Source organism: Actinoplanes lobatus, assembly GCF_014205215.1.
Taxonomy (GTDB): Bacteria; Actinomycetota; Actinomycetes; order Mycobacteriales; family Micromonosporaceae; genus Actinoplanes; species Actinoplanes lobatus.
This window is the reverse complement of sequence record NZ_JACHNC010000001.1, coordinates 9,031,168-9,055,960: the sequence shown is the minus strand read 5'-3', so window position 1 is coordinate 9,055,960 and position 24,793 is coordinate 9,031,168. Positions and strand designations below refer to the sequence as shown.

Here is a 24,793-nt window from a genome sequence, read left to right as displayed (position 1 = left end):
AGACTGTCAATCCGCGCCACCTGACCGAGGTACAGCGTCACTGAACGCGGGAGACGAAGCGCCATGCACGAGCTGGCGATAGCCGAGAACATCGTCGACACGGTCTGCACCCGAGCCGCCGGACGGCCGGTGCGGCGGGTCACCGTCCGGATCGGGGCGCTCACCGCGGTCCTGCCGGACGCCATGCGGCTCTGCTGGGACCTGGCCGCCACCGGCACCGCCGCGCACGGGGCCGCCCTCGACCTCGACCTGCGCCCGGCCGTGGTGTTCTGCCGCGCCTGCCGCACCGATCAGCGGCTGCCCGACATGATCCCGCTGTGCCCGTGCGGCAGCGCCGACGTCACCGTCACCACCGGCCGGGAGCTGCACATCGTGTCGATGGAGGTGGCCTGACATGTGTGAGGACGGGCCGGTCGTCACGGTCACCCTCGAGGAGCGGGTGCTGGCCCGCAACGACGACCTGGCACGGGCCAACCGGGAGCTGCTGACCGCCCGCGGGATCCGGGCGATCAACCTGATGAGCTCACCCGGCTCGGGCAAGACCACCCTGCTGGAACGGACCGTACGGGAGCTGCGGCAGCCGGTCGCGGTGATCGAGGGCGACCAGCGGACCCCGCTCGACGCCGACCGGATCCGCGCGGCCGGCGCCCCGGTGGTGCAGGTCAACACCGGGGCCGGCTGTCACCTGGACGCCGCGATGACCCGGCGGGCGCTGGACGACCTCGACCCGCCGCCCGGCTCGCTGCTGTTCGTGGAGAACGTCGGCAACCTGATCTGCCCCTCGCTGTTCGACCTCGGTGAACACGCGCGGGTGGTGATCGTGTCGGTCACCGAGGGGGCGGACAAGCCGCTCAAGTACCCGTACATGTTCGCGGTGGCCGACCTGGTCGTCATCAACAAGACCGACCTGCTGCCGTACGTGGACTTCGACGTGGACGCCTGCCGCCGGCACATCGCCGCGGTCAACCCGGGCGCGACGGTCCTGACGGTCTCCGCTACCCGGGGCTCGCGCCTACCGGACTGGTATGCGTGGCTGTCCGGCGGCGCCGGGTGAGCAGCCGCATCGCGGGCTTCTCCACGAACGTGAACAGCATCCAGGCGACCAGCAGCGACCCGGCGACCGAGGCGGCGATCACGCCCAGGGCGGGCAGCGGATCCCAGCCCACGCCGTGGCGCTCCAGCAGGCGCAGCACGTTCTGGATCAGCGCCACGTGCACCATGTAGAACGCGAAGGACACCTCACCCAGCCAGACCAGCACCGGCCACCGCCACGGCGACGGCTCACCGGCCAGGTCGGCCCGGGCCGCGCCGCCGATCAGCACCACGTAGGCCACGGTCAGGGTGGCCAGCCAGTAGTCGCCCGGCACCCAGGCCGTGCAGACGGCGTACACCGCCACGAACAGCAACGTGGAGATCCGCAGGCCCGGGCCCCGCCAGTGACCGCGGGTGGTGAGCACGCCGGCGATCACGCCGCAGAGGAACTCCAGGCTGCGGACCGGCGGGAAGAGCTGGGTGAACCACCAGTGGTAGTCCTCCGGCACGAACTGCCGGAACGGGACGACGCCGCTCAGCCACGTGCCGTCGGTGCCGAGCGGGTTGGAGATCAGCAGCATCACCAACGGCACCGCGCCGAGCATCACCCACAGCAGCCCGGTCGGGATCCGGCGCAGCAGCGGCAGCACGAACGGCAGCATCAGGTAGAAGAACATCTCGCAGCACAGCGACCAGCTCACCGAGTTGACCGAGTACTGGTAGCCGTCCTTCCACGTCCACGTCTGCAACAGGGCCAGGTTGGCCAGCACCGGCTTCGGCTGGATCCGGTCGCCCCAGGCCCACATCGCCAGCAGCACGGCGGCGAAGGTGGCCAGATGGTTCGGGTAGACCTTGGCGAAACGGCGCCACCAGAACGCCCGCCTCGTATCGCCCGGCCGCGCCGACCAGGCCAGCACGAAGCCGCTGAGTACGAAGAAGAACGAGACACCGGAGGCGCCCAGCCCGAACACGTAGTCCCAGCGGCGGTGCCACGTGTCCGGCTCGATCAGGTTGAGGGTGCCGACGTGGAACCCGAACACCAGGAACGCCGCCGCCCAGCGCAGTCCGGTCAGGGAGGGCAGGCGGTTCAGCGGGGTACGGGACGGCCCCGTCACGGGAACCGATGTCACGCTGGTCAAACTCAATCCGCCATGTCGTCGCGAGGAGGTCCCGACCGGCGCGGCTGCACCGGTGGACGGTCGCGAGACGATACCGGATAAAGATCAGCCGACGGGACTCGGCGACGAACAGATCACATTTCCACGTACGGATGCAACGATTCCCGACGGCGCCAGACCGGCAGCAGGCCGGCGCCGAACGGCGTGTGCTGGACCCGCAGGACCCGGTCGGCGTGCAGCCGGCCGCTGAGATCGGCCGCGATCGCGTGCAGGGCCGCGGTGTGGGTGACGAGGATCGGCAGCACACCGTCGAGCAGCGAGCCGGCCACTATCGCGGCGTTGCCGCGCAGCCAGTCCTCGCCGTGGTGGGCCGGCAGGACCATCATCCGGCGCCGGGGGAGCAGCCGGGCCAGACCGGTGATCAGGGTGTCGGCGTCCGCCCAGCCGACCACCAACAGCAGCCGCCCCTCCGCGAGACCGGCCAGCCCGTCCAGCACCCCGGCCGCGTCGCCGTCGGACAGCACCACCACGGTGACCGGCCCGCCCTCCTCCTGCGCCTCCCACCAGGCGCTCTCCGGCTCGCGGTAGACCGGCTCCGGGAACTGGCCGGGAACGGCGCACGGCGACGGCCGTCTGGGCGACCGCCGGTGGAGCACGTGGACGCCGGTCCACCGGCCGGAATTGTGTGCCGCCAAAGCCCGGTGCGCGGAGATTCGTCGCCAGAACACTGTGCCGCTCCTAGGGGGATCCGTGAGACGCCGGACTGCGGCGCGGTCCTGACGCTGCCGGAGCCCGGCGCCACGCGGCCAGACCCAAGGCTGTCCACCCACCTCTGACCGGCCCTCCGGGTCCTGTTCTCCCTGTTCACAGCCTTGACCGGACAGTTCTGTCCGGGGGTTGTCACGGCGCTCCGCCTTTCGGGTGAACCGGTCATTCGCCCGCGACCCGCAGCGTGTAGCCCCGCAGCGTCTGCTCCAGCGGCACGAACACCGGCGCCGGCGGGTCCTCGGTGAACGGCCGGAACTTGTCCGGGAATCCCGGCATCGTGCAGCCGATGCAGATGCCGCCCACGTTGGGGCAGCCGCCCACCCCGTTGATCCAGCCCCGCTTCGCCACGTTGCACCGCACCACCTGACCCCAGCAGCCGACCTTCACCAGGCACGCCGGCGAGCCCTGCCCGGCCGCGAAGTCGCTCTGGTCGTAGAAGGAGGCCCGGTCGCATCCCGAGTGCACGGTCGACTCGAACAGCCGGCGCGGCCGCAGCTCCTCGTCCAGCTCCAGCGGCGGACCGTCCCCGCCCACGTGCATCACCAGATGCATGAGCGTCTCGGTGAGGTTGTCCGGCAGGGTGGGGCAGCCGGGCACGCACACCACCGGCACCCCGTCCTTGGACCGCCAGTCCCACCCCAGGTGGTCCGGCACACCCATCGCCCCGGTCGGGTTCCCGGCCATCCCGTGGATCCCGCCGTACGCCGAACAGGTGCCCGCCGCCAGGATCGCCGACGCCCGCGGGGCCAGCCGGTCCAGCCAGTCGGCCGCGGTGATCGGCTGCCCGGTCCGCGGATCGTTGCCGAACCCGGTCCAGTAGCCGGCCGTCTTGTTCGACTCGTCCGCGATCGACCCCTCGACCACCAGGACGAACGGCTCCAGCTCCCCGCGGGCCGCCCGGTGGAACCACTCCATGAACGGCGGCCCGTTCTGGAAGTCCAGGTACGGCCAGTGCAACTCGATCGGCGGCACCCCGGGCAGCGCGCCCAGCACCAGATCCTCGATGCTCGGCTGGGTGGCCGCGGTGATCGCCACCGACTCGCCGTCGCAACTGAGCCCGCCGTTCATCCAGAGGACGTGCAGCATCGGTTCAGCGTAGGGGCGGAACCACCGCATCCGTTGTCACTCGTTCGGGTATCGCGGGTTTCCGTACCATCGGTACGTGCCGTCCCCGGATGTCGAGATCCTCCCGCTCACCGTGGTCGCGCAGGCCTTCCCGGCCCGCCCGTCGGCGCTGCCCGACGTCCGGGCCTTCCTGCGACGGCAGCTCACCGGTACGCGCGTGTCCGACGAGGACGTGCGCAACCTCTGCGAACGCGTCGCCGACGTGCTGCTCGAAGCCGCCGGGGTGAGCCCCTCCATCCAGGTGTCGCTGCGGATCTTCCCGTCCGGCGCCGAGATCGACGTGCTCAGCTCGTCGACCGCGCCGTCCGCCCCCACCGTGACGAAGGCGCCGCAGCGGCCGGCCCACGGGGCCCGGGTGGCCGTGCCGGCGCCGACGTCGTTCGCCGCCTGGTTCGCGGCGCGGCTGCGGGCCGAGGGGCTGACGCTGGAGGCGGCGGCCCGGCGCCTCGAGGTGTCCACCAAGACGGTCAGCCGGTGGGTGTCCGGCGCCACCGAGCCGCGGCTGCGCGACTTTCACCGGATCAGGTCGGCCTTCGGCGAACCGCCGCTCTGACGCCGCCCTGAGCGCGCGGTCCGGCACGGAAATGTCGGTGGGGTCGCGTATGCTCCGGCGCGGCGAAGTTGTAGCGCAGAGGTCGTCGCGCCTTGGCATCGAGCAGGAGGACGCCGGTTCGAATCCGGCCGGCTTCGCCGCCTGACCACCACCGCGGGGAGGCGTCGGCATGATCATTCGATGCCCGGCCATCAGCGATCCGGATCGCGGCCTGGCCGATCCGGGCGACTTCGACGGCATCCTGGGCCGCCTCGCCGCACCCGAGCCGATCACCGCGCCCGAGGAGTTCGCCCGCGGCCTGCTCCGCCCCGACGGCCGCGTCGACCTGTGCAAACAGGGCCTCGGCCCGGAGCAGGCGGCCCGCGTCACCACCGTCGCGGCCGCCTCCCCACACCGCACCCACCTGCTGCTCGGCACCAACGGGCTCGGCGCCGACGGCGCCCGCGCGGTCGCCGGAGCGCTCGCCCCCGGCCACCGGATCAGCACCCTCTACCTCGGATGCAACCGGATCGACGCGGACGGCGCCGGCGCCCTCGCCGACCAGCTCGCCGCCGACGGCACGGTCCGCGCCCTCTGGCTCAAACGCAACCCGATCGGCGACCAGGGGGTGGCGCGGCTCGCGGCCGCACTCTCCGAGAACACCAGCTTGCGTACGCTCGACCTGGTCAACACCGGTCTCACCGCCGCCGGCCTGGAACCGCTCGCCGACGCCCTCGCCGCCCGGCCGCCCGGCATGCAGCGCCTCTTCCTCGGCGGCAACGGCCTCGGCCCCGACGCGGTCGGCGTCCTCACCAGACTCGTCCGCGAGGGCGGCGTCCGCGAGCTGTTCCTCGCCGTCAACCACCTCGGCGATGCCGGCGCCGCCGCTCTGACGGAAAAGCTGTCGGGGTACGCGATGACCCTCGGACTGGGTGGCAACGGCATCACCGACGTCGCCCCGATCGCCGCCCACCTGCGCGCGTGGACCGCCCTCGACCTGGCCCGGCCACCGTCCGAACGCGCCCTCGGCGGCCTCCCCAACGAGGTCGGCGACACCGGCGCGGCCCTGCTCGCCGAGGCCCTGCCCGGCAGCGCCCTGAAACGGCTCGACGTGCGCTTCACCGGCGTCACCGGCCGCGGCGCCCGGCTCCTGCTGGCCGCCGGCGCCCACCTCGACCACCTGGGCCTCAACGGCGGCGTCCCCCGGCGCATGCGACGGCAGGCCCCGAAGACCACCACCCCACCACACGAGGACATCAACGCGATCGTGAGCGTCTACCGATGAGTGGCACGCTGACCGAGTGGGCTCGGATCCGCCGCTACGCCGTACCGGAGTGGATGATCGCCGAATCCACCGAGGCGCGTGAGCGCGGCGACTGGCGGGCCGCCTGCGAGGCCGCCCGGATCGACGTCGACCTCGACGACGAGGGCGCCGAGCCGGCCCGCCATCTCGCGCCCGACCTGCTGCGCTGGCACCTGCCCCGCGCCCTCGGGGGCTACACGACGCTCGCGCCCCAGCGACGGTACGTACTGGTTCCGGACGGTCCGGTCGACCATGACACGCTCACCCTGGTGGTCGACGCGCCGGTGTCGCTGATCGGATCGCAGCGGCTCACCCTGAAGGCGGTGCGCGGCGCCCACCTCGGGCAGGAGAGCTACCTTCCGCTGCCCACCTACCTCTGGGACGCCCGCCACGCCGGTGAGCTGCGGTTCGCGCTGGGCGGCTCGGCGGAGCGGATGCCCGGCTTCACACCGGCCGGCGACCCGCTGCCCGATGCCGAACTCGGGACGTGGGACGACACGCCGGCCCTGGCCGAGCGGGTGCGGCTGGCGCCCACCCTGGCCGCGGCGTTCACCACGGCCGGGCTCCTGGTCACCGACGAGGACGGGAACGGCTGGGCACGCCAGGACGACCTCGCGGGCGTCGATCCGCTGCGGGCGGCGTTCGACGCCGAACAGCTCACCGCGAAGTACGGGCAGGCCACCTGGGCGCTGTGGGCCGACTACCGGTGGTATTTGCGGGTGAAGGTCGCCGACGGCCGGATCCGGGTCGCCTGGAAGAAGTCCGGCGGCGGCTGGTCCGACCCGATGCGGCACGCCCCGCGCCTGCACCGGGACCTGACCCAGTATTCGCCCGACCTCGACCTGGTACGGGCGGGCCGGCTCACGCCCGCCGATCTGCATCCGCTCGTCCGGGCCGCGCTGTTCCCCGCCCGCTCCTCCACGACCGCCTCCGGCGCCCCGCCTCGTTCCCCGGCCCAACCGGCCGCCTCGTCCACCCTTTCGCCAGGCGACCCGGTGACGGCTTCGCCGGGTGTCCCGGGGTCCGCTTCGCCCGCTGCTTCGGTGGGCGGATCGTCCCGGTCGCCGGCGGGGGTGGAGATCATCAGGGTGCGCTGCGGGGGCGAGTGGCACCGGCTCGACCTGGTCGGTGGGCGGTTCGAGCTGCCCGCGCACACCGCGGAGGAACGGCAACGGGAACGCGCCATGCGCGCCTTCGGCGGCGCGGTGACCGGCTGCTTCGCGGCCGAGCATGCCTGGCGCGGCGCCGGTGGCCGCCTCCCGAAACGGATCCGCGCATACCGCAAGGACCTGTGGCTGCGCATGATCCACGGCGGCACCCGGGTTGTTCTCGAACTGCTCGACGCCGGCATGGACCCGCACCTGCGGGACAGCCGTGGCCGCAGCCTGATGCACCGGGTCCGCTCCTTCGACCACGCCCGCCTGCTGCCCCGGCTGATCGCCGAAGGGCTCGACGTCAACGCCAAGGACCTGGAGGGCAGCACACCGCTCTACATCGCGGTGGTGCACCAGTGGCCGGCCGACCTGATCCGGGCCCTGGTGGACGCGGGCGCCGACCCGCACCTGCCCAACCAGTACGACATGTCGGTGATCGACTACTTCGACGACGTGCTGAACTACAACGAAGATCTCCCACCCGAGTTCGTGGCCGCCCTCGAGTACGTCCGCAAGAAGGCGTGACCGACCTTCCACAGTGGCGACGGACCCGGGCGTACGGCGTACCGAAAGTGATGCGACAACGTCCGTGAGGCTCCGGCTGTTCGTCTCGGCCCTGCTCTTCGCCGCCGGGCTCGCCATGGCCATCGCTGGCGTCGGCATGCTGTGATGTGGGAGTGAGTGGGTGCAGCGGTGACTGATGCGAGGCAGCAGAACCTGATCCGTGTGGTTGTCGGGTTCAGCCTGCTGACGGTCTTCATGTGCCTGCAGGGCGGCATCGCGGGCGTAGAGGCCTGGACGATGAAGACCCGTGGGGTGAGCACGGAGGCCGTGGTCGTCGGGGTGGACCGGGCCGGCAAGGTCAAGTCCACCACGGTGGAGTTCGTCCACCAGGGCGACACGATCACCGCCGATTGCAACAGCTGCAGCTTGGAGCTGGATACGTCGGACCGGGTACGCATCCGGTACGACCCGGCGCGGTTGACGTCGGATGTCGAGGACGCCGACAGCAGTGGCTCGCGCAATCTCGCGGTCGTGTTGTCGGTCATCATGCTGGTGTGCTTGGCTGCGGCGGTGTTCACCGGCCGGCGCCTGCTCCGCGAACGCAGACGACAGGAGAAGGTCCGCCAGATATTCGGCTGACGCCGGATCGAACAGGTCGACCAGGCCCGGCTCACCACAGGCGAGCCGGGCCTTCCGGTACTCATCCACGCCGACCGCCGCGACACGCTTCGTCGGGCTGGGGGCAGAGCTCCGTTGGCATTGCTGCGAATCGCCACGTTGCCGCGGTGCGCCGGCTTCCGTCCAGCGCAGAGTACTCAGCGCCAATTCGGTACCTCCCACCGTCACTCTATCGGTGCTAGAGTCGTTCTCTATCGCTGATAGAGAGGGGCATGGTGATGACAGACAAGCGCTCGGTCGGCAGCCTGCTGCACTGGGCTGCACACCGCATTCCCGGAGTCCCCGCGCACGCCGAGCGGCTGGCTGGACACCAGGGCACGGCGATCCGCGGCCGTGCGCATCGCGGCGGCGACGTGGCCCGACCTTCCTTGAACAACAGGTGGAACCACACACCTGCCCGGCCTCCCCGGTTCCTGGCGGTCGTTCAGCGCCGGGTCGCGGCGTTCTTCGGCCGGGAGCTGTGATGAAGGCGGCGGTGCTGCACGAGATCGGTGGCATCCCTCGCTATGAGGACTTCCCGGATCCCGTGGCCGGCGACGATGAGGTCGTCATCGACGTGAAGGCGGTCGCGGTCGAGAACGTCGACAAGCGCATCGCGGCCGGCACGCATTACGCGAGCGAGAAGTACACCGCACAGTTGCCGGCGATTCCCGCCTTCGACGGCATCGGCACGCTGCCGGATGGCACCCTCGTCGGGTTCGGCAACCCACGCCAGCCCTTCGGCGCGCTCGCCGAGAAGACGGTGGTGCCCAAGGGCGCCTACATGCCGATCGCGGAGGGCATCGATCCGGCGATCGCGACCGTGCTGGGCACGGCGATCACCGGCATGTCCATCAAGACCGCCGCCGGCTTCGTGCCGGGCGAGACCGTACTCGTGCAGGGCGCCACCGGGGTCGCCGGGCGACTCGCGGTGAAGGTGGCCCGGCTGCTCGGCGCCGGCCGGATCATCGCGACCGGCCGCGACGACGACCAACTGCGTGAGGTGCGGGCCCTCGGCGCCGATGAGGTGATCAACACAGCCGTACCGGACGAGGCGCTGGCGCAGGCGTACCTCGATGCCAAGGGCGATGGTTACGACGTCGTGCTGGACTACCTCTGGGGCCGGCCCACCGAGATCCTGCTGCGATCGCTGATCCCGCGATCATTCGCGTTCCCGAAGCCGACGCGGCTGATCCAGATCGGAGAGTCCGCCGGCGCCGGGCTCGTTCTCGCCGCGGAGAGCCTGCGCACCTCCGGTGTCGAGATCTACGGCGCGGCCAAAGGACTCGGCCCACAGACCATGCAGGAGGTGTACGGCCAGGTCGTGACATGGGCCCGATCCGGCGAGCTGACCTTCGACGTGGTGAAGGTCCCACTGAGCGACATCGAGACCGCCTGGCAACGCACCGACCTACGGGGCAGCAGGCTGGTCATTGTGCCGTGACAGGCGGGTGGCCGGCCAACTTGAACCCGCGGGTCACTTGAGCAGATCGGACACGACGATGGTCAAGAAGATCAGGATGACTGCCTCGCTCACCAGCCACGAGTGCTCGTTGGCCCAGTCCCGGACCTTCGGCAGCACCGCCACCGCGCGCTGACCGAACGCGAGCAGGACGAGTAGCGGCAACGCCAGGAACAGCAGCGTCAGAGCCAGGAACGGCAGCAGGTGCCACCAGGGCTTGTCGTGGCTGTCGAGGCTTCCGGCGACCGCCACCATGGTGGCCTCGTCGCTGGGCATGGCGATGAACAACAGAAAACCCAAGCCGAAGGCGAAGCGAGGGCTGGCCGCCTGCAATCTACTCATCCACTTCGGCGGCTGGCTCCGTTTGCGGCGGGCGAAGACGATCACCATCAGCGCCAGCAGCACGGCCAACACCACCCAGTCGACCAGGCGGGCAGTACCGTCATGCTTGCCTTGGCCGCCCCACGTACCTCGTACGACGTGAAAGGCGAAGTGCCAGACGGTCAGCCCGATGAGCCCGGCGAGCCCGGCCCCAGCCAGGTAGGCGAGCGAGCTGCGCCTCGCCTCCCGGCTGGAGGCGAGGAAGACGGCACTGATGATCTGCGGGCCGGCGATCATCACCACCGAGAGCAGCAGGACGCTCAGCCAATTCACGGCTTCCTCCTTTCGGCCTCATCCTTCCCAAGCGGAGCCTGTCCCGGACGTCGTTTGCCCGATCAGGTCCTTTCGGATCACCCCCCGGGCGCGGCGGGGCATTCAAATCCCGGCCCTTGCTCGCGCTAGGGCGGCCCGCCGAAAAATGTCGGTGGGTCGCCGTATGCTCCGGCGCGGCGGAGTCGTAGCGCAGAGGTCGTCGCGCCTTGACCGCACGCAGGAGGACGCCGGTTCGAATCCGGTCGGCTCCGCCACCTCAGCGACGACACGGGGGTGGACCGATTTCTGCACTGGGAGACTGGCGGATGGTCCGCCGCTACGCGGTCCCCGACTGGATGATCGCCGCGTGCGCGGAGGCCCGGGAGCGCGGCGACTGGCGGGCCGCCTGTGCCGCGGCCCGGATCGACGTCGCGTTCACCGGCGCCGGTCCGGTCGCCGGGCTGCTGGCCGGGTTCGCGCCCGACCTGCTGCGCTGGCATCTGCCGCGGTCGGCCAGCGGAAACGCCGCCCTGGCCGCCGGGATGCGGTTCCTGCTGGCCCCGGACCGTCCGATCACACCGGACACCTGGGTCCTCGTGGTGCGCTCGCCCCGGTGGGTGACCGGGACCCAGCGGCTCACCCTCGAAGCGGCGCGTGCCGGGGATCTGGAGGAGGGGCCGGTCTTTCCGCTTCCGCCCTACCTGTGGGATGCCCGCCGATCCACCGAGCTGCGTGATCTGGCGGCGCCAGCGGCGGGCGGCGCAGCCGGTCTCCTTACGGTGGCCGGGGCCGGGGCGGGTGGAGCCGCGAGGCCACGTGGGGCGGGGGCGATCGATCTGTGGGCCTCGGCCGGGTGGTTGATCGACCAGGCGGACGCCCGATCCTGGCCACGGGACGGTCGGGCCATTTTGGACGGCGCGGATCCGTGGGTGGCCGCGCGCACGCTTCGGTGGATCGCCGACCGGTTCCGGGGCTGGTCGTTTCCCGTGTGGGCGGACGGTCACCGGCGGCCGTCGCGGTGTGTCCGTCTCGAGGTGGCGGGGGAGCGGAACGGGATCACCCGGTCGCTGTCGGACCCACCTCAGCCGGGGATGACTCCGGCGCGACCATGTCTGCATCCGGTACTTCTGCGGCAGCCGGTGGAGATCGGCCTGGTCGCGCGAGGGCTGATCCCGGTTCGGGAGGTGCATCCGCTGGTTCGGGCGGCGCTGTTCCCGGATGTTCCGGCCGGTTCTGCTCCGCCTCGGCGGGACGCCCACGACGTACGGGTCAGGGTTCGTTGTGGCGGGGAGTGGCACTGGATCGGCCTTCGCGGCAACGATCTCGACCTGCTCGACCACACCGACGCCGATCGGATGCGGGAGCAGGCGCTCCGCGCCTTCGGCGGGTCGCTCGCCGGATGTTTCCGGGCCGAATCCGCATGGTACGGAGGTGAGGGCGCCGTGCCACGCGGCCTTCTCGAGCACCGGCGGGACCTGTGGCGGCGGATGGAGCACGGGGGCAGCCGGGTGGTGCTCGCCATGCTCGACGCGGGGCTCGACCCGCACATCCGCGACGGTCAGGGGCGGACCCTGTTGCACCGGATCCACCTGTTCGACCACGAGGAGTTGCTGCCCCGGTTGCTCGCCGAAGGTCTCGACATCAACGCCGTCAGCCGGCGGGGCTGGACGCCGATGTGCGAGGCGCTGGTTCACTCCGCGCCGGCTGAGTTGCTCCATGCGTTGAACGCTGCTGGCGCGTACCCTCAGCTCTCTTTGACCGGCCCGGCGGAGTGGGCCGCCTCGCCGGCCCGACGCCCCACCATGCCCGCGCCTGCTGTCGGCGGGCGGGATCGTGGCCCGGCGGAAATGTCGTAGGGCTCGCGTATGCTCCGGCGCGGCGAGGTCGTAGCGCAGAGGTCGTCGCGCCCGGCATCAACCGGGAGGACGCCGGTTCGAATCCGGTCGGCCCCGCCACCTGGGATTTCGGCACGGGGGAGGAGCCGGCGTGATCGGGACGAGTCATGGGGTGGGGGCGTTCCGGTGAGCCTGCACCGTGACCGGCTCGAGCTGTCCGATGGGGAGCGCATCCGGAGATATGCGGTTCCCGGCTGGATGATCGCCGAGTGCACCGCGGCCCGGGAGCGTGGCGACTGGCGTGCGGCGTGCGAGGCGGCCCTGATCGACGTCGCCTTCGACGATGCCGGGCCGGTCGCCGAGCTGCTCGCCGGGTTCGCGCCCGACCTGCTGCGCTGGCATCTCCCGCGGGCCATGGGCGGCACCGTCCATCTCGCAGGCTGGCGGACCTATCTGCTGGCCGGCGACGGGCCGGTCGAGCCGGACACCATGGTCCTGGTGGTCCGGACGCCCGACATCGAGAACGGGGCGAACCGTCTGACTCTCGACGCGGTGCGGGCCGGCGACGTCGAGGGGCGCTTGATCTGCCCGCTTCCGCCGTACCTGTGGGATGTCCGCCGGGCCGCCGAGCTGCCGCTCACCGGGGTCGCCGGTCTCGCCGACAGCGACGTGGTCGCGGCCTGGACCGCGGCCGGCTGGGAGCTCGACGACGGTCGGCGCCGGTGGCACCTCTCGCTGTTGGGCAGCATGGATCCGGTGCTGGCCGCGCGCGAGCTGCGCCGGGTCTCGGCGCAGTTCGGCCGCGCGTCGTGGGGGTTGCTGGGCCGCTGGAACTCCAGCGAGCTGCACCTGCTGGCGTCCGGTGACCGGATCCGGGTCATCGTCCCGGCGAGCCGGCCGGAGGAGACGGGCCGGGCCGAGCTGCGTCTGCTGGCCGACGTGCTGCGCCCGCCGATCGACCGGGCGTTGATCGAGACGGGCCGCCTGGATCCTGCCGACCTGCATCCGCTGGTTCGCGACGTGCTGGCCCCCGGGGTGACGGGCGATCCCGACCCGTCGCTCGTGCCTGCCGGGCTTCTCGACGAGCGGGTGTTCCGGGTCCGCTGCCGCGGTGTCTGGCACTGGGTGTCGGTCCGTGGCGGGCGGCTCGCGCTGCCCGAGCACAGCGACGACGAATGGCAGCGTGAGCTGTCCCTCCGGGCGTTCGGCGGGGAGATCGGCGGCTGTTTCAAAGCCGACCTGGGCTGGCGCGGCCTCGCACGGTGGCTGCCGAAAGCCCTGCGTGAGCATCGCCGCGACCTGTGGCTGCGGCTGGAGTCGGGTGGCTCGCGTGTGGTGACCGCCCTGCTCGACGCCGGGCTCGAGCCGCGGCTGTGCGACGGCGGCGGCCGGACCCTGGTGCACCTGCTGGGCGCGTTCGGGGATCCCGCGGTGCTGCCCCGGCTGCTGGCCGCCGGCCTCGACGTGGACGCCCGTGACCGGGAGGGCATCACGCCGCTGTTCGAGGCGCTGACCCGGCGGTGGCCGATCGAGCTGATCATCGCCCTGGTCGACGCCGGCGCCGATCCGCGCCTGCCGGTGCAGGGCGTCTCGCCGTTGCGATACCTCAAGACGATCAGAGCACGGGACATGACTCCCGACCTCACCGCCGCGCTGGGCTATCTCAAGGAGAAGAAGGCATGACGACCGGGCTCGACGCCGCCGACGAGCTGCTGCGCCAGATCAGGGTCACCCGGACCGAACCGGTCACCGATCACCGGGCCGCCGCGCTGGCCCTGTGCGTGGCCGCGAACCTTCCGGTGCTGCTCTGGGGCGAGCCGGGCATCGGCAAGTCGGCGACCCTCGCCCAGCTCGCCGAGGGCCTGGACGCGCCGATGGAGACGGTCATCGCCAGCGTGCACGAGCCGTCCGACTTCGCCGGTCTGCCCATCGTCGGCGACGACCCGGCCGTTCAGGGTGTGCCGATGGCGCCGCCCGACTGGGCGGTCCGGCTCGCCCGGCACGGGCGCGGCCTGCTCTTCTTCGACGAGCTGTCGTCGGCGCCGCCGGCCGTGCAGGCCGCCCTGCTCCGGGTCGTGCTGGAACGGCGGGTCGGCAGCCTCGTCCTGCCCGACGAGGTGCGGATCGTGGCCGCCGCGAACCCGCCGTCCAGCGCCGCCGACGGCTGGCATCTCAGCCCACCGCTGGCCAACCGGTTCATCCACCTGCACTGGGCGCACGATCCGCGGGTCGTCGCCCGAGGACTGTCCGGTGTGTGGCCGCGCATCGACGTACCGGCGGTGTCGCTGGACCGGGCGCCCAGCGCGCTGGCCCGGGCCCGCGGTGTGATCGCCGGGTTCCTGACCGCCCGCCCCGGTCTCACCCACCACCTGCCCACCGACGCCGAGGCGCGTGGTGGCGCCTGGCCGTCGCCGCGGACCTGGGACATGGCCCTGCGCCTGCTGGTCTTCCACTTCTGCGCCGGCACCGGGCGGGAGGCGCTGGCCACCGCGATCATCGGCGCGGTCGGGGACGGTCCCGGCCTGGAGCTGACCACCTACCTCGACGAGCTGGACCTGCCCGACCCCGAGCGGGTCCTCGCCAACCCGGCCGCGTTCGCGCTGCCCGACCGGGGTGACCGCCAGCTGGCGTTCCTCACCGCGGTCGTGGCCGCCATCGAGGCTTCGGTGACCCGGGACCGCTGGGAGGCGGGCTGGACCGTGCTGGCGAAGGCCGTCGACGCCGGGGTGCCCGACGTGGCCGCCCGGGCCGCCTTCGACCTGGCCCGCATGCGCGATCCGAAGTGGCCGGTCCCGTCGTCGATCGACGCCTTCCTGGACGTCCTCACCGCTTCCGGGATGCTGACCGGTGGCGCCTGACCAGAACCCCACCGGCTCGGCGCCGGCTCACGGGGAGGCGGCGCGGCGGCTGGACCGGACGAAACTGCTGGCCGCGCGGCTCAGGGCTGCCGGCAGCCAGCCCTACCTGGCGTCCGCCCTCTACAGCCTGACCGTGGTGCCGAGCCTCGACGTCCCCACGATGGGGGTGGACAAGCATTGGCGCTGCTACGTGAATCCGGGGTTCGTCGAGGCCACGCCGGTCCACGAGCTCGCCGCCGTCTGGGTGCACGAGGCCGCCCATCTGCTGCGGGACCATCACGCGCGGGCCACGCTGCTCGTTCCCGAGTACCGGCACGATCATCAGCGGGTCAACATCGCCCAGGACTGCGAGATCAACGACGATCTGTCGTCGCTGCCGTCGGGCGCCATGCGCCCGGAGATGTTCGGGCTTCCCGAGGGGCAGCTGTTCGAGCAGTACCTGCCCGGCATCCCGGCGGGTCACCGGCACCACGAGTGCGGCTCCGGAGCGCACGGCCGCCCGCAGCCGTGGGAGTTGTCGGATGCGGCCCGGGTCAGTCCGGTCGAGGCCGCCGCGATCCGCCGGCAGACCGCGCAGGAGCTGCGAGCGCAGGCCAAGGCCCGGGGCCGGATCCCGGCGGGCTGGCGCCGCTGGGCGGACGAGATCCTGGAACCCACCGTCGACTGGCGGCGGGCTCTCACCGGCGCCGTCCGGGAGGCCGCGTCGTGGGCTTCCGGGGCGGTCGACTACACCTATCAGCGCCCGTCCCGGCGTGGGGCGGCCGTTCCCCGGGTGGTGCTGCCCAGCCTGCGCCGCCCGATGCCGCGGGTGGCGGTGGTCGTCGACACCTCCGGATCGATGGGCGACGACGAACTCCGCGCGGTGCTGGGTGAGGTCGCCGGGGTGCTCCGGGCGGTCGGCATCGGCCGCAACCGGGTCGCCGTGCTGGCCTGCGACGCCGACGTCCATGCGGTGCGCCGTGCCGCCACGATCGGTGACGTCGTCCTGGCGGGTGGCGGTGGCACCGACATGCGGGTCGGCATCGAGCAGGCGCTGAAGGGCCCGGAGCGACCACACATCGTCATCGTCCTGACCGACGGCTACACCCCGTGGCCGGAGGTCCAGCCCGGCCAGGTCCGGGTCATCGCCGGGGTGATCGGCGAGGGCGGCGGCGACCCGCCGTCCTGGATCGAGACGATCCGTATCCCGCTGGAGGTCGGCGCCCCCGGCCGGTGACGGCTGCCTGCGGGCGTTGACCCGGTGTTGAGCAGGCGTAATAGGGTCGGCGGATGCGTGCTCCGATCCCGTCCCTGTTGGTCGCCCCGATGGCCGGCGGCCCGTCCACCCCTGCTCTGGTGATCGCCGCCGGGCGGGCCGGTGCCCTCGGCCTGCTGGCCGCCGGATACCGGACGCCGGAGGCGGTGGAGGACGACCTGCGCGCGGTGCGGTCCGCGGGGATCGGGTACGGGCTGAACATCTTCGTCCCGTCGCGCCCGCCGTCCGACGTCGCCGCCCTGGAGCGCTACCGTCGCCTGCTCCAGGCCGAGGCCGACCGGTACGGGGTGGACCTGCCCCCGCTGCGCCTGCGCGACGACGACCACTTCGACGCCAAGGTGGACCTCGCCACCGCGTACGCGCCACCGCTGGTCAGCTTCACGTTCGGCGTACCGGACAGGTTGGTGGTGGCCGCGTTGCAGGCTGCCGGAAGCCTCGTCGCGGTGACCGTGACGTCCGCGGCGGAAGCCGCTCCAGCCCTGGCCGTGGCCCCCGACCTGCTGATCGCCCAGGCCGGCACGGCGGGCGGCCACGCCTCCACGACCAGCCCGGCCACCTACCGGGGCGTCACGACGGCCCCAGAGATCCTGGCCGCTATCCGGTCGGTGACGGATGTGCCGGTGATCGTGGCGGGTGGCACCGGATCCGCGTCGGATGTGCACGGACTGCTGTCGGCGGGCGCGGCCGCGGTGCAGGCGGGCACCGTGTTCCTGCTGGCAGAGGAGGCCGGCACCCGGCCGGCGCAGCGTGCCGCCATGCTGTCCGCGGGCGCCCACGAGACCGTGGTGACCCGGGCGTTCACCGGCCAGCCGGCGCGGGCGCTGCGGAACCGGTTCACCGACGAGTATTCGGCGGTCGCTCCGGTCGGCTATCCGGCCGTTCATCATCTGACCGCGCCGATCCGGGCGGCGGCCGCCGAGCAGGGCGATGCCGGGGCGCTCAACCTGTGGGCCGGTACCGGCTTCGCGGCGGCCCGCCCGGCTCCGGCCGCGGACATCATCCAGTCACTAAGTTAACCAGCCTGCCGGTTGTCAAAGACGAATAATCGCGCGATAAGCTCGGCACTCTTCACAACAAGTTAATAAGAGTTTACCGTCTCGACATGGACGACGGTCTCTTCGATGACGCCGCTGTCATTCGGCGGGTGGCCCGAGAGGGGCTCCTGCTCGCCGGTGGCGGCCGCGCCACGCTTCTACAGATCGCACACCCGGGCGTCGCCGCGGGCGTGTACGACCACAGCAACTTCGCCGAACGCCCCCTCGACCGGCTGCGCACCACGATGAGCTACATCTTCGGCGTGCTGTTCGGCACCGTCGACGAGGGCCGGGCCATCAGCCGCGCCGTGGCCGGGATGCACCGCAGGGTGACCGGCCCCGGCTACCACGCCGACGACCCCGACCTCCAGGTCTGGGTCAACGCCACCCTGTACGACACCGCGATCCTGCTCTACCAGCGCATATTCGTGCCGCTCAGCCCGTCCGAACTGGACGAGTGCTACCGCCAGTACGCGGTGCTCGCCACCTCGATCGGCTGCCCCGAGGACGCCTGGCCCGCCGACCGCGCCACCTTCGACGCGTACTGGCACCGCACCGTCACCACGCTCCACGTCAGTGACCAGGCCCGGGAGATCGCGGCCGCGCTCATGAGACCGAAGAACATCCCGGCCGTCCTGCGCCCCGCGAAACCGCTCAACCGCCTGGTCACCATCGGGCTGCTGCCGGAGCCGATCCGGGCCGGATTCGGCTACACCTGGTCACCTGGGCGGCAGCGGATCCTCGACGGGTTCCTCGCCACCACCAAGGTCGTCTATCCACGCCTGCCCCTGCGGCTGCGCGACGTGGTGAAGGACTACTACCTCAACGACCTGCGACGACGGCTGGCCCGGCGGCGCAACCCCCTGACCGCCGACGGCCGATAGGACAGCTGGAGAATGAACGCAGACGAAGGGCGTACCTCCTGGGGCCGGGCCTGCTGGCTGCTGCTTCCCTCCCTGGCCGTCCTCGGCGGTCTCACCGTCGGCATCGCCGAGGGGGCGCTGGCCGCCTCGTTCGGGGTCTCCGGCCAGTACATCAAGGTCCGCGCGGGCAGCGTCGAGGGCACCGACGTGGCCGCCTACCTCGACACCGTCCAGAGCGTCGACGGCACCCACCACCCGGTCATGCTCGCCGGCGTCGGCCGGGCCAGCATGCGCGACGTCTGCACCTCGGCGGTCGTCGACGTGCCGGTGGTCGGCAAGATCTCGCTCAAGGTCCTGGGCGGCACCACCGAGGCGATCACCGGCACCAACGTGGTCGCCGACGCCGACTCGCTGCTCGGCGGGGGCGGCGTCGTCACGGACGTCGAAGCCGGCCGCGACGCGTCCACCCTGGACCGGGTTCCGGGGGTGTCCGGCCCGGCGGGCCGGTTCGGCCTCCAGGCCGGGTCTCTCAGAACCGAGGACGTACGCAGTACGGCGTGGTCAGCCAACGGCGCCACCATCGAGCTCGCCGGTGACCTGGAGGTCAACGTCACGTCCGGTGTGGACGAATGCTTCTGACCGGTCTCCGCGAGCTCAGCAACCGCGTGGACGAACGGGTCCCCGCCCGCCCGGCCCTCCGGCGCTGGCGGCGGACCCGCCCGTTCTGGGGCGGCGCCGCCCTCCTGCTCGGCGGCACGGTGATCACCGCCCTGCCGCTGGCCCCGCTCCCCGTCATGATCCACGTCGGGATGGCGGCGGTGTCCGGCGTCGCCATCGGCGCGATCCTCGTCCTGGCCGGGCTGTTCCTCTGGTTCGCCCCGGCCCAGCGCGCCTTCGTGTCGGTGGTCGCCGCCATCTGCGCCCTGGTCTCGGTGGTGACCACCAACCTGGGCGGCGGCGGGCTGGGCGCCCTGCTCGCCCTGCTCGGCGCCGCGATGGGCTTCGGCTGGCGCCCCGGTCCGCGCCCGGCCGGCGAGGAGCCGTCGCCTCCGCGGCGCGATGCCGTCACGCCGGCCGGGCCGGAGCGGAATCGGCCCGGCCGGCCGGACGGTTCGCACCGTGCACCGGCCCAGGGCCGATGGACCAACCTCATGGTGACGCTGCCGGTGGTGGTGGCCGCGAGCCTGGTGGCAACGGTCGCGGCGCACCGTCCCGCGGCCGCTGCGCGGGCGGCGGCTCCGGAGGTGTCCTGCGTCCCGGTGCCCGGCGCGACCCGCCCCTGGTGGATCCCGGAACGGCTCTGGCTGGCCTGCCCGAACCCGTCAACCAGCCCGTCGCAGCCCACCCCCACTTCCACACCGCCGCAGCCGTCGCCGAGCGGCTCCACTTCGAAGTCCCCGTCGGGATCGGTGTCGCCTTCGGCCTCCGCGTCGGCGTCCGTCACGGCCGCGCCGGCGATGGCGAACCCCGGCGAGTTGCTGGAGATCCGGTACGGGAGGAACGTCCCCGAGGTGGCCGCCGACACCCTGACGGCCACCGGCTTCACCTTCCGCGGCACGGTCGACCTGCCCACCACCGGCGACGGCACGGTCAAGGCCCTGGTCTTCCACGCCGACAACCTGAAAGCCGGCAACTACCGGATCCGCACCACCGACCCCGGCGCCCGCCTGGAACTCGGCATCGACCTGGACATCGACGACGTCGACATCTACGCCACCCACCTGGGCGGCCTGATCACCGTCCCGTACCTGAACGTCCCGCTGCTCCCGGTCGAGATCACCGCCGACCTGATCCCCACCTGGCTGCCCCTGAACATCTGGCTGCCCGCCTTCTCCGGCAACGACGTCAAGGCCGGCCAGGTCTTCATCCGCGCCGGCACGGTCCGGGGCAGCGACCTGTCCGCCGAAGTCCGCTCCGGCGGCAGCGCCACCCGGCCCGACTGAGATTTCGACAGCGAACGGGGCCGAGTCAGTCGAGCCGGGCCCGGTCGAAACGGTCGATCAGGCTCGGCTTACGGGCGTGCCGCTCCCGTAGCCGGATCATCTGCTGCGCGAACTCGAAGATCTCGCCTTCCCGTACCGCCAGCGCTTGAAGATCCAGCAGCAGGGTGACCGCCGTGTCGTAGTCCTTCGGGCGCTTCGTCGCGATCAGCTCGTCCACCTGATCCCAAACGCGGACCGGGTTCCGTGCCAGCTTGTCCAGGCGCTGCTCACGGGCCGCGGCCGCCGCTTCCTCACGACGCTTCTGCTCGGCCGCCTCACGCTTCCGGATCTGCTGCTGCCGCCCAGCCCAGCGATCCTCGGCGGCGGCGAGCAGGTCCCCGGCGGTCCGCCCTGCTCCGGAATGCTCTTCGTCCGTCACACCGTGGAACCGCCGCAGCAACTCCGACCGCAGCAACCCGGCCTCACCACGCAGAACCCGTAGCAGCACCTCGTCCTTGTCCGCCACGGGCAGGCCCTTCACCCAGCTGCGCAACACGGCGGCGGAAGGCTCCTTCTCGGTCAACGGCCGGCTCACCGATGCCGCCACGTCCAGCAGGTTGGGGTCGAGGCGAAGGAAGTCGGCCAAGGCCCGCAACGGCCCGCTCAGCTTCGCCAGCCCGGCCGGGACCGGAGGCTCCGGCTCGTCGTCGCCCAACTCACGGTTCTGCACACACAGCAGCCAGGCCAGATACAGCAGCCGCCGATCACCGCCGGCCAGCTCCGCCCGGGCCGGCGCGATCGCCGCGAGCCGCCCTTCCTCGTCCCACCCTTCCTCGTCACCGTCCTCGTCCTCACTACGAAGATCGAGGATCACATGGGTACGGGTCGTCCAGCAGCCGGCCGACTCGCCGACACAGAACGCCTCCGCCGTCTCCGGGGCCAGCGCCGCCCTGGGCAACCGCAGCATGATCCGCCGCGTGCCCCAGTTCGCCAGATACAGGTGCGCGTCGAAGTACCGTTCCATCCACTTTGCCGGATCGGCCTTCAGGTCGCCCCACTGGTAGTCGTTGACGAAACTCGACGACGTGATCCGTCCCCGGGACGACACCGCCCGCAGCTCACCCTGCTGCTTCGCCGTCAGAGCCTGGTCAAGCGCCACGAACTCGTAGTACTGGTACTCGCTCACCGTGCCCCCGCCCACCACCGGTACGCCTCGATCCACTGCGCACCGTCCGGCACTGGATCCGGCAACGGCAGGTCCAGAATCCCGATCGCGCATACAAGATCGGATGCCCGACCGTGGCGGGCACCCGACCTCGAGGTGTCCGGGCGATCAGCCGGAATTGCGGCCCATCCGAGCGCTGGCAGCCACGGTCTGTTCCGTCTGGGCGCGACGCTTCTTCTCGTACGCCGTGAGCGCCGCCGTCAGATCGGCCTGCTCGCGCATCGCCGTGGCCAGGGCGACCGCGTCCTCCAGCGCCATTGATGCGCCCTGCGCCGCCGCCGGCGAGGCGGCGTGCGCGGCGTCGCCGACCAGCACCATGCGCTCGTTGTGCCAGTTCGGCGTCGTCGGGATGTCGTAGGATTCGCCGCCGACCACGTCCGTGCCGGTCGCCTCGACGATCGCCGCCGCCGGGGTGGCGTCGTCACGGACCGCCGCGAGGGCCAGTTCGCGCCACTGTTCGACGGTCGTCCCACCGGGGACGCTGTCCCCCGGGATCCGCGCGAACCACCAGGTCCGGCCGTCGCCGGGGGCGGTGAAGCCGAAGAACGCCCGGCTGCCGAAGACCATGTGGTAGGCATCGGGGGCGCCGCCCGCCGGGTTGCCCGCGGCGTACCCGTAAACCACGTGCTGGCCGGTGTACCGCGGCGTCGGCGCCGCGGCGTCGATGAGCTGCCGGACCCGTGAGTGGATGCCGTCCGCACCGATCAGCAGTTCGCCCTCTGCGACGTCGCCGTCGGCGAAGCGCGCGATGACGCCGCCGTCGGTGGCGTCCGCGGCGACCAGGCGTTTGCCGTGCAGTACCGGGATGCCCCGGTCGATCGCCAGATCCTGCATCACGCGGTAGAGGGTGGCCCGGCTCAGCGTGCGGGCAGGACCCTCGATCGCCCGATGCTGCAGATGGTTCCCGGAGGCGTCGAACAACTCGACCGCCGCAGCGGGGTACGACGCGTCGATCACGGCCTGCGCGGCGCCGATCGTGTCGAGGGCCGCCATGCCGTTGGCCATCACGGTCAGGAACGCGCCGGCGTCGTCGCCCCCGGACTCGTGTGCCTCGTAGACGGTCGCGGCGATGCCGACCTGTCGCAGGGCGAGCGCGGTGGCGGCGCCGGCGACTCCGCCGCCGACGATGAGAACCCTCGTCATCAATGTTCGATATCCTTCGCGGTCGTGAACGGATTCGGGATGAACGATCGCAGGCTACGCAAACGGTGCCGGGCGATGCTGCGGGAACTCGATATCCGGCCGCCGCTGGATGTACGTGAACTGTGCGCGCGGCTGGCCGAACGCCGAGGTCGGCCGATCCGTCTGGTGGCCCACCCGATCACGGTGCCGGGACCGTTCGGGTTGTGGTTCATGACGGAATCCATGGACGTCATCTTCTATCAGAGCGAGACGACCCGTCCGCACCAGGATCACATCATTCTGCACGAGATCGGTCACATCATCGCCGAGCATCCCAGCGACGACCGCGACCATCGGGACGGCGGCACGCCGGCGCCCTCCGGCGCCACCGGGTCGCTGCGCCGCACCTGCTACGACTCCGACTACGAACGGGAGGCGGAACTGATCGCCACCATCATCCTGGAGTGGGCCAGCGTGCTCGACCCGCTGCGCCGGCCCGTCGGCCCGCCCGCGGACCCGCCCGTCGAGCGGATCGACTCGTCACTGTCGCATCACCAGGGATGGCTGTAGCGATGGCCCCGGTACTGCTCGCCGGCATCGCCGCCGCGCTCTGGATCGCCGTGTTCAACAAGATGCTCCAGCTCTGGCGGGCGCCGGAGGATCTTCCGCTGCGCGCGCTGGGCGCCTGCGTGGTGAGCGCGACGCTGACCTTCACGGTCAACCTGCCGCCGCTCGGGCCGCTGCTCGACAACGCCGGTGATGGCGTACGCAAGGTGGTGATCAACGTCGGGACGATGGCCGCGGCCTACTTCCTGCTGGCGTTCTTCACGTACTCGGTTCGCGGTCCGGCCGCTCGTCACGCCGTACGGTGGCAGGCCGTGCCGCTGACCGCCGGGATCCTTGTCGCCGTCGGCGCCTGGGCGCTCGCGCCGGCCGTGGTGCGCGCCGATCCGGCCGGCGCCACCAACGGTACGGACCCGCACGCCACCGTGTTCGTGGTCGCGGTGCTGGGCTACATGGCGTACGCCCACTCGCAGTCGTTGCGCTGGTCGATCGCGTACGTCCGGGTGGCCGCTACCGCCCGGCTGCGCCGCAGCCTGCTGGTGATCAGTCTGGCGGTCGGCGCGTTCCTGGTCGCCGACGCCACCAAGTCGCTGCTGTCCGTGCTCCAGTTCGTGACCGGGCCGCCGGCCGTCCTGGCCGACGTCTTCAACATCGTCTACCTGGCCGGGGTCGGCATCGGCGCGCTCGCCTTCGTGGTCGGTGTCAGCCACGCCGCCTTCAGCGGCATGCTCGCGGCGTGGCCGCTGCGGCGCGCCCATCGGCTTCGCTATCGCGAGCTGGAGCCGCTCTGGTCGCTGATGAACGAGGAGTTCCCGCACCTGACGCTCGGCCGGGTGCCGGCCACTTCGTGGTCCGGACGGCTCGGCTCGGGCGGCGTCCACTACCGCTTCTACCGCCGGGTGATCGAGATCCGCGACGGGCTCGTGCAGCTCGCCCCCTATTACGACAGGTCCCGGACCGGCCGGGTCCCGGCCGGGTCCGAGCCGGCAGTCTGGGCCCTGCTGATCCACGGCGCGTTGCGCGCCAAGCGCACGGAGAGCCCGGTCGTCGAAGCCGAACCCGTCCTCGTGCCCGGCGGCGACGACCTGGAGAGCGACGCGCGCCTGCTCGCCGACATCGCCCGGGAGGTGGCGCGGATCCGGTCTGAGCCGCCCCGTGATCGGTCAGATCGGGCCCGCGCCACCTAGGTCCCTACTTCCATCGAGGCGAAACTATAGTTAACAGATACCGCTCGGGCAAGTCGCCCCGACGTCGAACGGTTAACCAGAGATGACTGTTAGGAGCCTCGTCCTATGTCCGACCACCCGGAAACCACGGTCGCAGCCCGGCTGAACCAGCTGTTCGCCACCGTCACCTGGGTCGACGACCGGGGCCGGGCACGGGAGTACTCGACGCCCCAGGTCGCCGCCGCGATCACCGACGACCCTTCGCACTCGACCACGGTGTCCCGTGTCTACCTGGCCACACTGCGCTCGGGCGCCAACGCCAACCCGACCGTGTCGGTGCTGAAGGCGATAGCCAAGTTCTTCGACGAGCGCCGGCCCGCCGGAACGCCGCCGATCACAGCAGGCTTCCTGCTCGGGGAGGGCGACCCGATCGAGGAGGACCGGGAGGAACGGGAGCTACGCGACAAGCTCGCTGACCGGCAGGTCCGCATGATCGCGATGCGGGCCGGGGACCTGACTCCGGCGGTGCGCCGACAGGTGCTGCAGATGCTCGACATCCTCGACCAGGTGGCGAGCGAGACGGCCGGGGGCGAGCCGGATCAAACAGCGAGATAGACAGGTCTTACCGGAAGAGTCTAAATTGATCGCACCGTGCCGTTGC

25 protein-coding genes and 3 tRNA genes are annotated in these 24,793 nt (G+C 71.7%); 22 read left to right on the top strand and 6 right to left on the bottom strand.

Annotation, left to right across the window (positions count from 1 at the left end; all coding sequences use genetic code 11):
• Positions 1 to 63: 63 nt before the first annotated feature.
• Positions 64 to 393: a hydrogenase maturation nickel metallochaperone HypA gene (locus tag BJ964_RS41335; protein WP_183218721.1), complete on the top strand. Its 330-nt coding sequence runs from the start codon at positions 64 to 66 to the stop codon at positions 391 to 393.
• Position 394: 1 nt separating this feature from the next.
• Positions 395 to 1,054: a hydrogenase nickel incorporation protein HypB gene (gene hypB, locus BJ964_RS41330; protein ID WP_188125751.1), complete on the top strand. Its 660-nt coding sequence runs from the start codon at positions 395 to 397 to the stop codon at positions 1,052 to 1,054.
• On the opposite strand, the gene BJ964_RS41325 is transcribed toward hypB, so the two are convergent.
• The 3 genes from BJ964_RS41325 to BJ964_RS41315 all read right to left on the bottom strand — a co-directional run bounded on the left by BJ964_RS41325 (position 996) and on the right by BJ964_RS41315 (position 4,004).
• Positions 996 to 2,162, bottom strand: coding sequence for an acyltransferase family protein (locus BJ964_RS41325; protein WP_229807040.1), 1,167 nt, complete (start codon positions 2,160 to 2,162; stop codon positions 996 to 998). The two genes, hypB and BJ964_RS41325, sit on opposite strands and share 59 nt — an antisense overlap.
• Before the next feature lie 122 nt (positions 2,163 to 2,284).
• Positions 2,285 to 2,878 (bottom strand): hypothetical protein, encoded by a 594-nt coding sequence (locus BJ964_RS41320; RefSeq protein ID WP_188125749.1) that lies wholly within the window; start codon positions 2,876 to 2,878, stop codon positions 2,285 to 2,287.
• A gap of 202 nt (positions 2,879 to 3,080) precedes the next feature.
• Positions 3,081 to 4,004 (bottom strand): NADH-quinone oxidoreductase subunit B family protein, encoded by a 924-nt coding sequence (locus BJ964_RS41315; RefSeq protein ID WP_229807039.1) that lies wholly within the window; start codon positions 4,002 to 4,004, stop codon positions 3,081 to 3,083.
• A gap of 76 nt (positions 4,005 to 4,080) precedes the next feature.
• Here BJ964_RS41315 and BJ964_RS49390 point away from each other — a divergent pair, with 76 nt between their 5' ends.
• From BJ964_RS49390 to BJ964_RS41280, 7 genes are all read left to right on the top strand, one after another.
• Positions 4,081 to 4,596 (top strand): helix-turn-helix transcriptional regulator, encoded by a 516-nt coding sequence (locus BJ964_RS49390; protein ID WP_188125747.1) that lies wholly within the window; start codon positions 4,081 to 4,083, stop codon positions 4,594 to 4,596.
• A gap of 64 nt (positions 4,597 to 4,660) precedes the next feature.
• Positions 4,661 to 4,733, top strand: a tRNA-OTHER gene (locus BJ964_RS41305).
• 32 nt (positions 4,734 to 4,765) lie between these two features.
• Positions 4,766 to 5,860: a leucine-rich repeat domain-containing protein gene (locus tag BJ964_RS41300; protein WP_188125746.1), complete on the top strand. Its 1,095-nt coding sequence runs from the start codon at positions 4,766 to 4,768 to the stop codon at positions 5,858 to 5,860.
• Positions 5,857 to 7,557: an ankyrin repeat domain-containing protein gene (locus tag BJ964_RS41295; RefSeq protein ID WP_188125745.1), complete on the top strand. Its 1,701-nt coding sequence runs from the start codon at positions 5,857 to 5,859 to the stop codon at positions 7,555 to 7,557. Before BJ964_RS41300 ends, BJ964_RS41295 begins: the two co-directional genes overlap by 4 nt.
• Before the next feature lie 156 nt (positions 7,558 to 7,713).
• The gene (locus tag BJ964_RS41290) at positions 7,714 to 8,175 is read left to right on the top strand and encodes a hypothetical protein (RefSeq protein WP_188125744.1); all 462 of its coding nucleotides are present in this window, start codon (positions 7,714 to 7,716) and stop codon (positions 8,173 to 8,175) included.
• Between the two features lie 257 nt (positions 8,176 to 8,432).
• Positions 8,433 to 8,678 carry a hypothetical protein gene (locus BJ964_RS41285; protein WP_188125743.1) on the top strand — a complete coding sequence of 82 codons (246 nt, stop codon included), beginning with the start codon at positions 8,433 to 8,435 and terminating at the stop codon, positions 8,676 to 8,678.
• Positions 8,678 to 9,637 carry a quinone oxidoreductase family protein gene (locus BJ964_RS41280; RefSeq protein WP_188125742.1) on the top strand — a complete coding sequence of 320 codons (960 nt, stop codon included), beginning with the start codon at positions 8,678 to 8,680 and terminating at the stop codon, positions 9,635 to 9,637. Before BJ964_RS41285 ends, BJ964_RS41280 begins: the two co-directional genes overlap by 1 nt.
• 33 nt (positions 9,638 to 9,670) lie before the next feature.
• On the opposite strand, the gene BJ964_RS41275 is transcribed toward BJ964_RS41280, so the two are convergent.
• Complete coding sequence (locus tag BJ964_RS41275) at positions 9,671 to 10,309, bottom strand: GAP family protein (protein WP_188125741.1); 639 nt, start codon at positions 10,307 to 10,309, stop codon at positions 9,671 to 9,673.
• Positions 10,310 to 10,487: 178 nt separating this feature from the next.
• Between BJ964_RS41275 and BJ964_RS41270 the strand changes: the two genes are divergently transcribed.
• The 10 genes from BJ964_RS41270 to BJ964_RS41225 all read left to right on the top strand — a co-directional run bounded on the left by BJ964_RS41270 (position 10,488) and on the right by BJ964_RS41225 (position 20,076).
• A tRNA-Arg gene (locus BJ964_RS41270) sits at positions 10,488 to 10,563 on the top strand.
• A 51-nt stretch (positions 10,564 to 10,614) separates the two neighbouring features.
• Positions 10,615 to 12,144, top strand: a complete 1,530-nt coding sequence (locus tag BJ964_RS41265) for an ankyrin repeat domain-containing protein (RefSeq protein ID WP_188125740.1) — start codon at positions 10,615 to 10,617, stop codon at positions 12,142 to 12,144.
• Positions 12,145 to 12,168: 24 nt separating this feature from the next.
• A tRNA-OTHER gene (locus tag BJ964_RS41260) sits at positions 12,169 to 12,243 on the top strand.
• A 66-nt stretch (positions 12,244 to 12,309) separates the two neighbouring features.
• Positions 12,310 to 13,806, top strand: coding sequence for an ankyrin repeat domain-containing protein (locus BJ964_RS41255; RefSeq protein WP_188125739.1), 1,497 nt, complete (start codon positions 12,310 to 12,312; stop codon positions 13,804 to 13,806).
• Entirely contained in the window at positions 13,803 to 14,981 is a 1,179-nt protein-coding gene (locus tag BJ964_RS41250) for an AAA family ATPase (RefSeq protein ID WP_188125738.1), read from the top strand. The genes BJ964_RS41255 and BJ964_RS41250 overlap by 4 nt, the downstream gene beginning before the upstream one ends.
• Entirely contained in the window at positions 14,971 to 16,197 is a 1,227-nt protein-coding gene (locus tag BJ964_RS41245) for a vWA domain-containing protein (protein ID WP_188125737.1), read from the top strand. Before BJ964_RS41250 ends, BJ964_RS41245 begins: the two co-directional genes overlap by 11 nt.
• Before the next feature lie 53 nt (positions 16,198 to 16,250).
• Entirely contained in the window at positions 16,251 to 17,252 is a 1,002-nt protein-coding gene (locus BJ964_RS41240) for a nitronate monooxygenase (protein ID WP_188125736.1), read from the top strand.
• 86 nt (positions 17,253 to 17,338) lie between these two features.
• Positions 17,339 to 18,154: an oxygenase MpaB family protein gene (locus BJ964_RS41235; RefSeq protein WP_188125735.1), complete on the top strand. Its 816-nt coding sequence runs from the start codon at positions 17,339 to 17,341 to the stop codon at positions 18,152 to 18,154.
• Positions 18,155 to 18,166: 12 nt separating this feature from the next.
• A complete protein-coding gene (locus BJ964_RS41230; protein WP_188125734.1) occupies positions 18,167 to 18,772 on the top strand; it encodes a DUF6230 family protein in 606 nt (201 codons plus the stop codon).
• Entirely contained in the window at positions 18,763 to 20,076 is a 1,314-nt protein-coding gene (locus BJ964_RS41225; RefSeq protein WP_188125733.1) for a DUF6114 domain-containing protein, read from the top strand. The genes BJ964_RS41230 and BJ964_RS41225 overlap by 10 nt, the downstream gene beginning before the upstream one ends.
• 25 nt (positions 20,077 to 20,101) lie before the next feature.
• On the opposite strand, the gene BJ964_RS41220 is transcribed toward BJ964_RS41225, so the two are convergent.
• Positions 20,102 to 21,241 (bottom strand): hypothetical protein, encoded by a 1,140-nt coding sequence (locus tag BJ964_RS41220; RefSeq protein ID WP_188125732.1) that lies wholly within the window; start codon positions 21,239 to 21,241, stop codon positions 20,102 to 20,104.
• A gap of 147 nt (positions 21,242 to 21,388) precedes the next feature.
• On the bottom strand, positions 21,389 to 22,423 hold the full coding sequence (locus BJ964_RS41215; protein ID WP_188125731.1) for an FAD-dependent monooxygenase: 1,035 nt from the start codon (positions 22,421 to 22,423) through the stop codon (positions 21,389 to 21,391).
• A 210-nt stretch (positions 22,424 to 22,633) separates the two neighbouring features.
• On the opposite strand from BJ964_RS41215, the gene BJ964_RS41210 reads away from it, so the two are divergent.
• The 3 genes from BJ964_RS41210 (at position 22,634) to BJ964_RS41200 (ending at position 24,747) form a co-directional block, all read left to right on the top strand.
• Complete coding sequence (locus BJ964_RS41210) at positions 22,634 to 22,972, top strand: hypothetical protein (RefSeq protein ID WP_223149700.1); 339 nt, start codon at positions 22,634 to 22,636, stop codon at positions 22,970 to 22,972.
• Positions 22,963 to 24,153, top strand: a complete 1,191-nt coding sequence (locus tag BJ964_RS41205; protein ID WP_188125729.1) for an MAB_1171c family putative transporter — start codon at positions 22,963 to 22,965, stop codon at positions 24,151 to 24,153. The genes BJ964_RS41210 and BJ964_RS41205 overlap by 10 nt, the downstream gene beginning before the upstream one ends.
• Before the next feature lie 105 nt (positions 24,154 to 24,258).
• Complete coding sequence (locus BJ964_RS41200; protein ID WP_188125728.1) at positions 24,259 to 24,747, top strand: hypothetical protein; 489 nt, start codon at positions 24,259 to 24,261, stop codon at positions 24,745 to 24,747.
• Positions 24,748 to 24,793 lie beyond the last annotated feature (46 nt).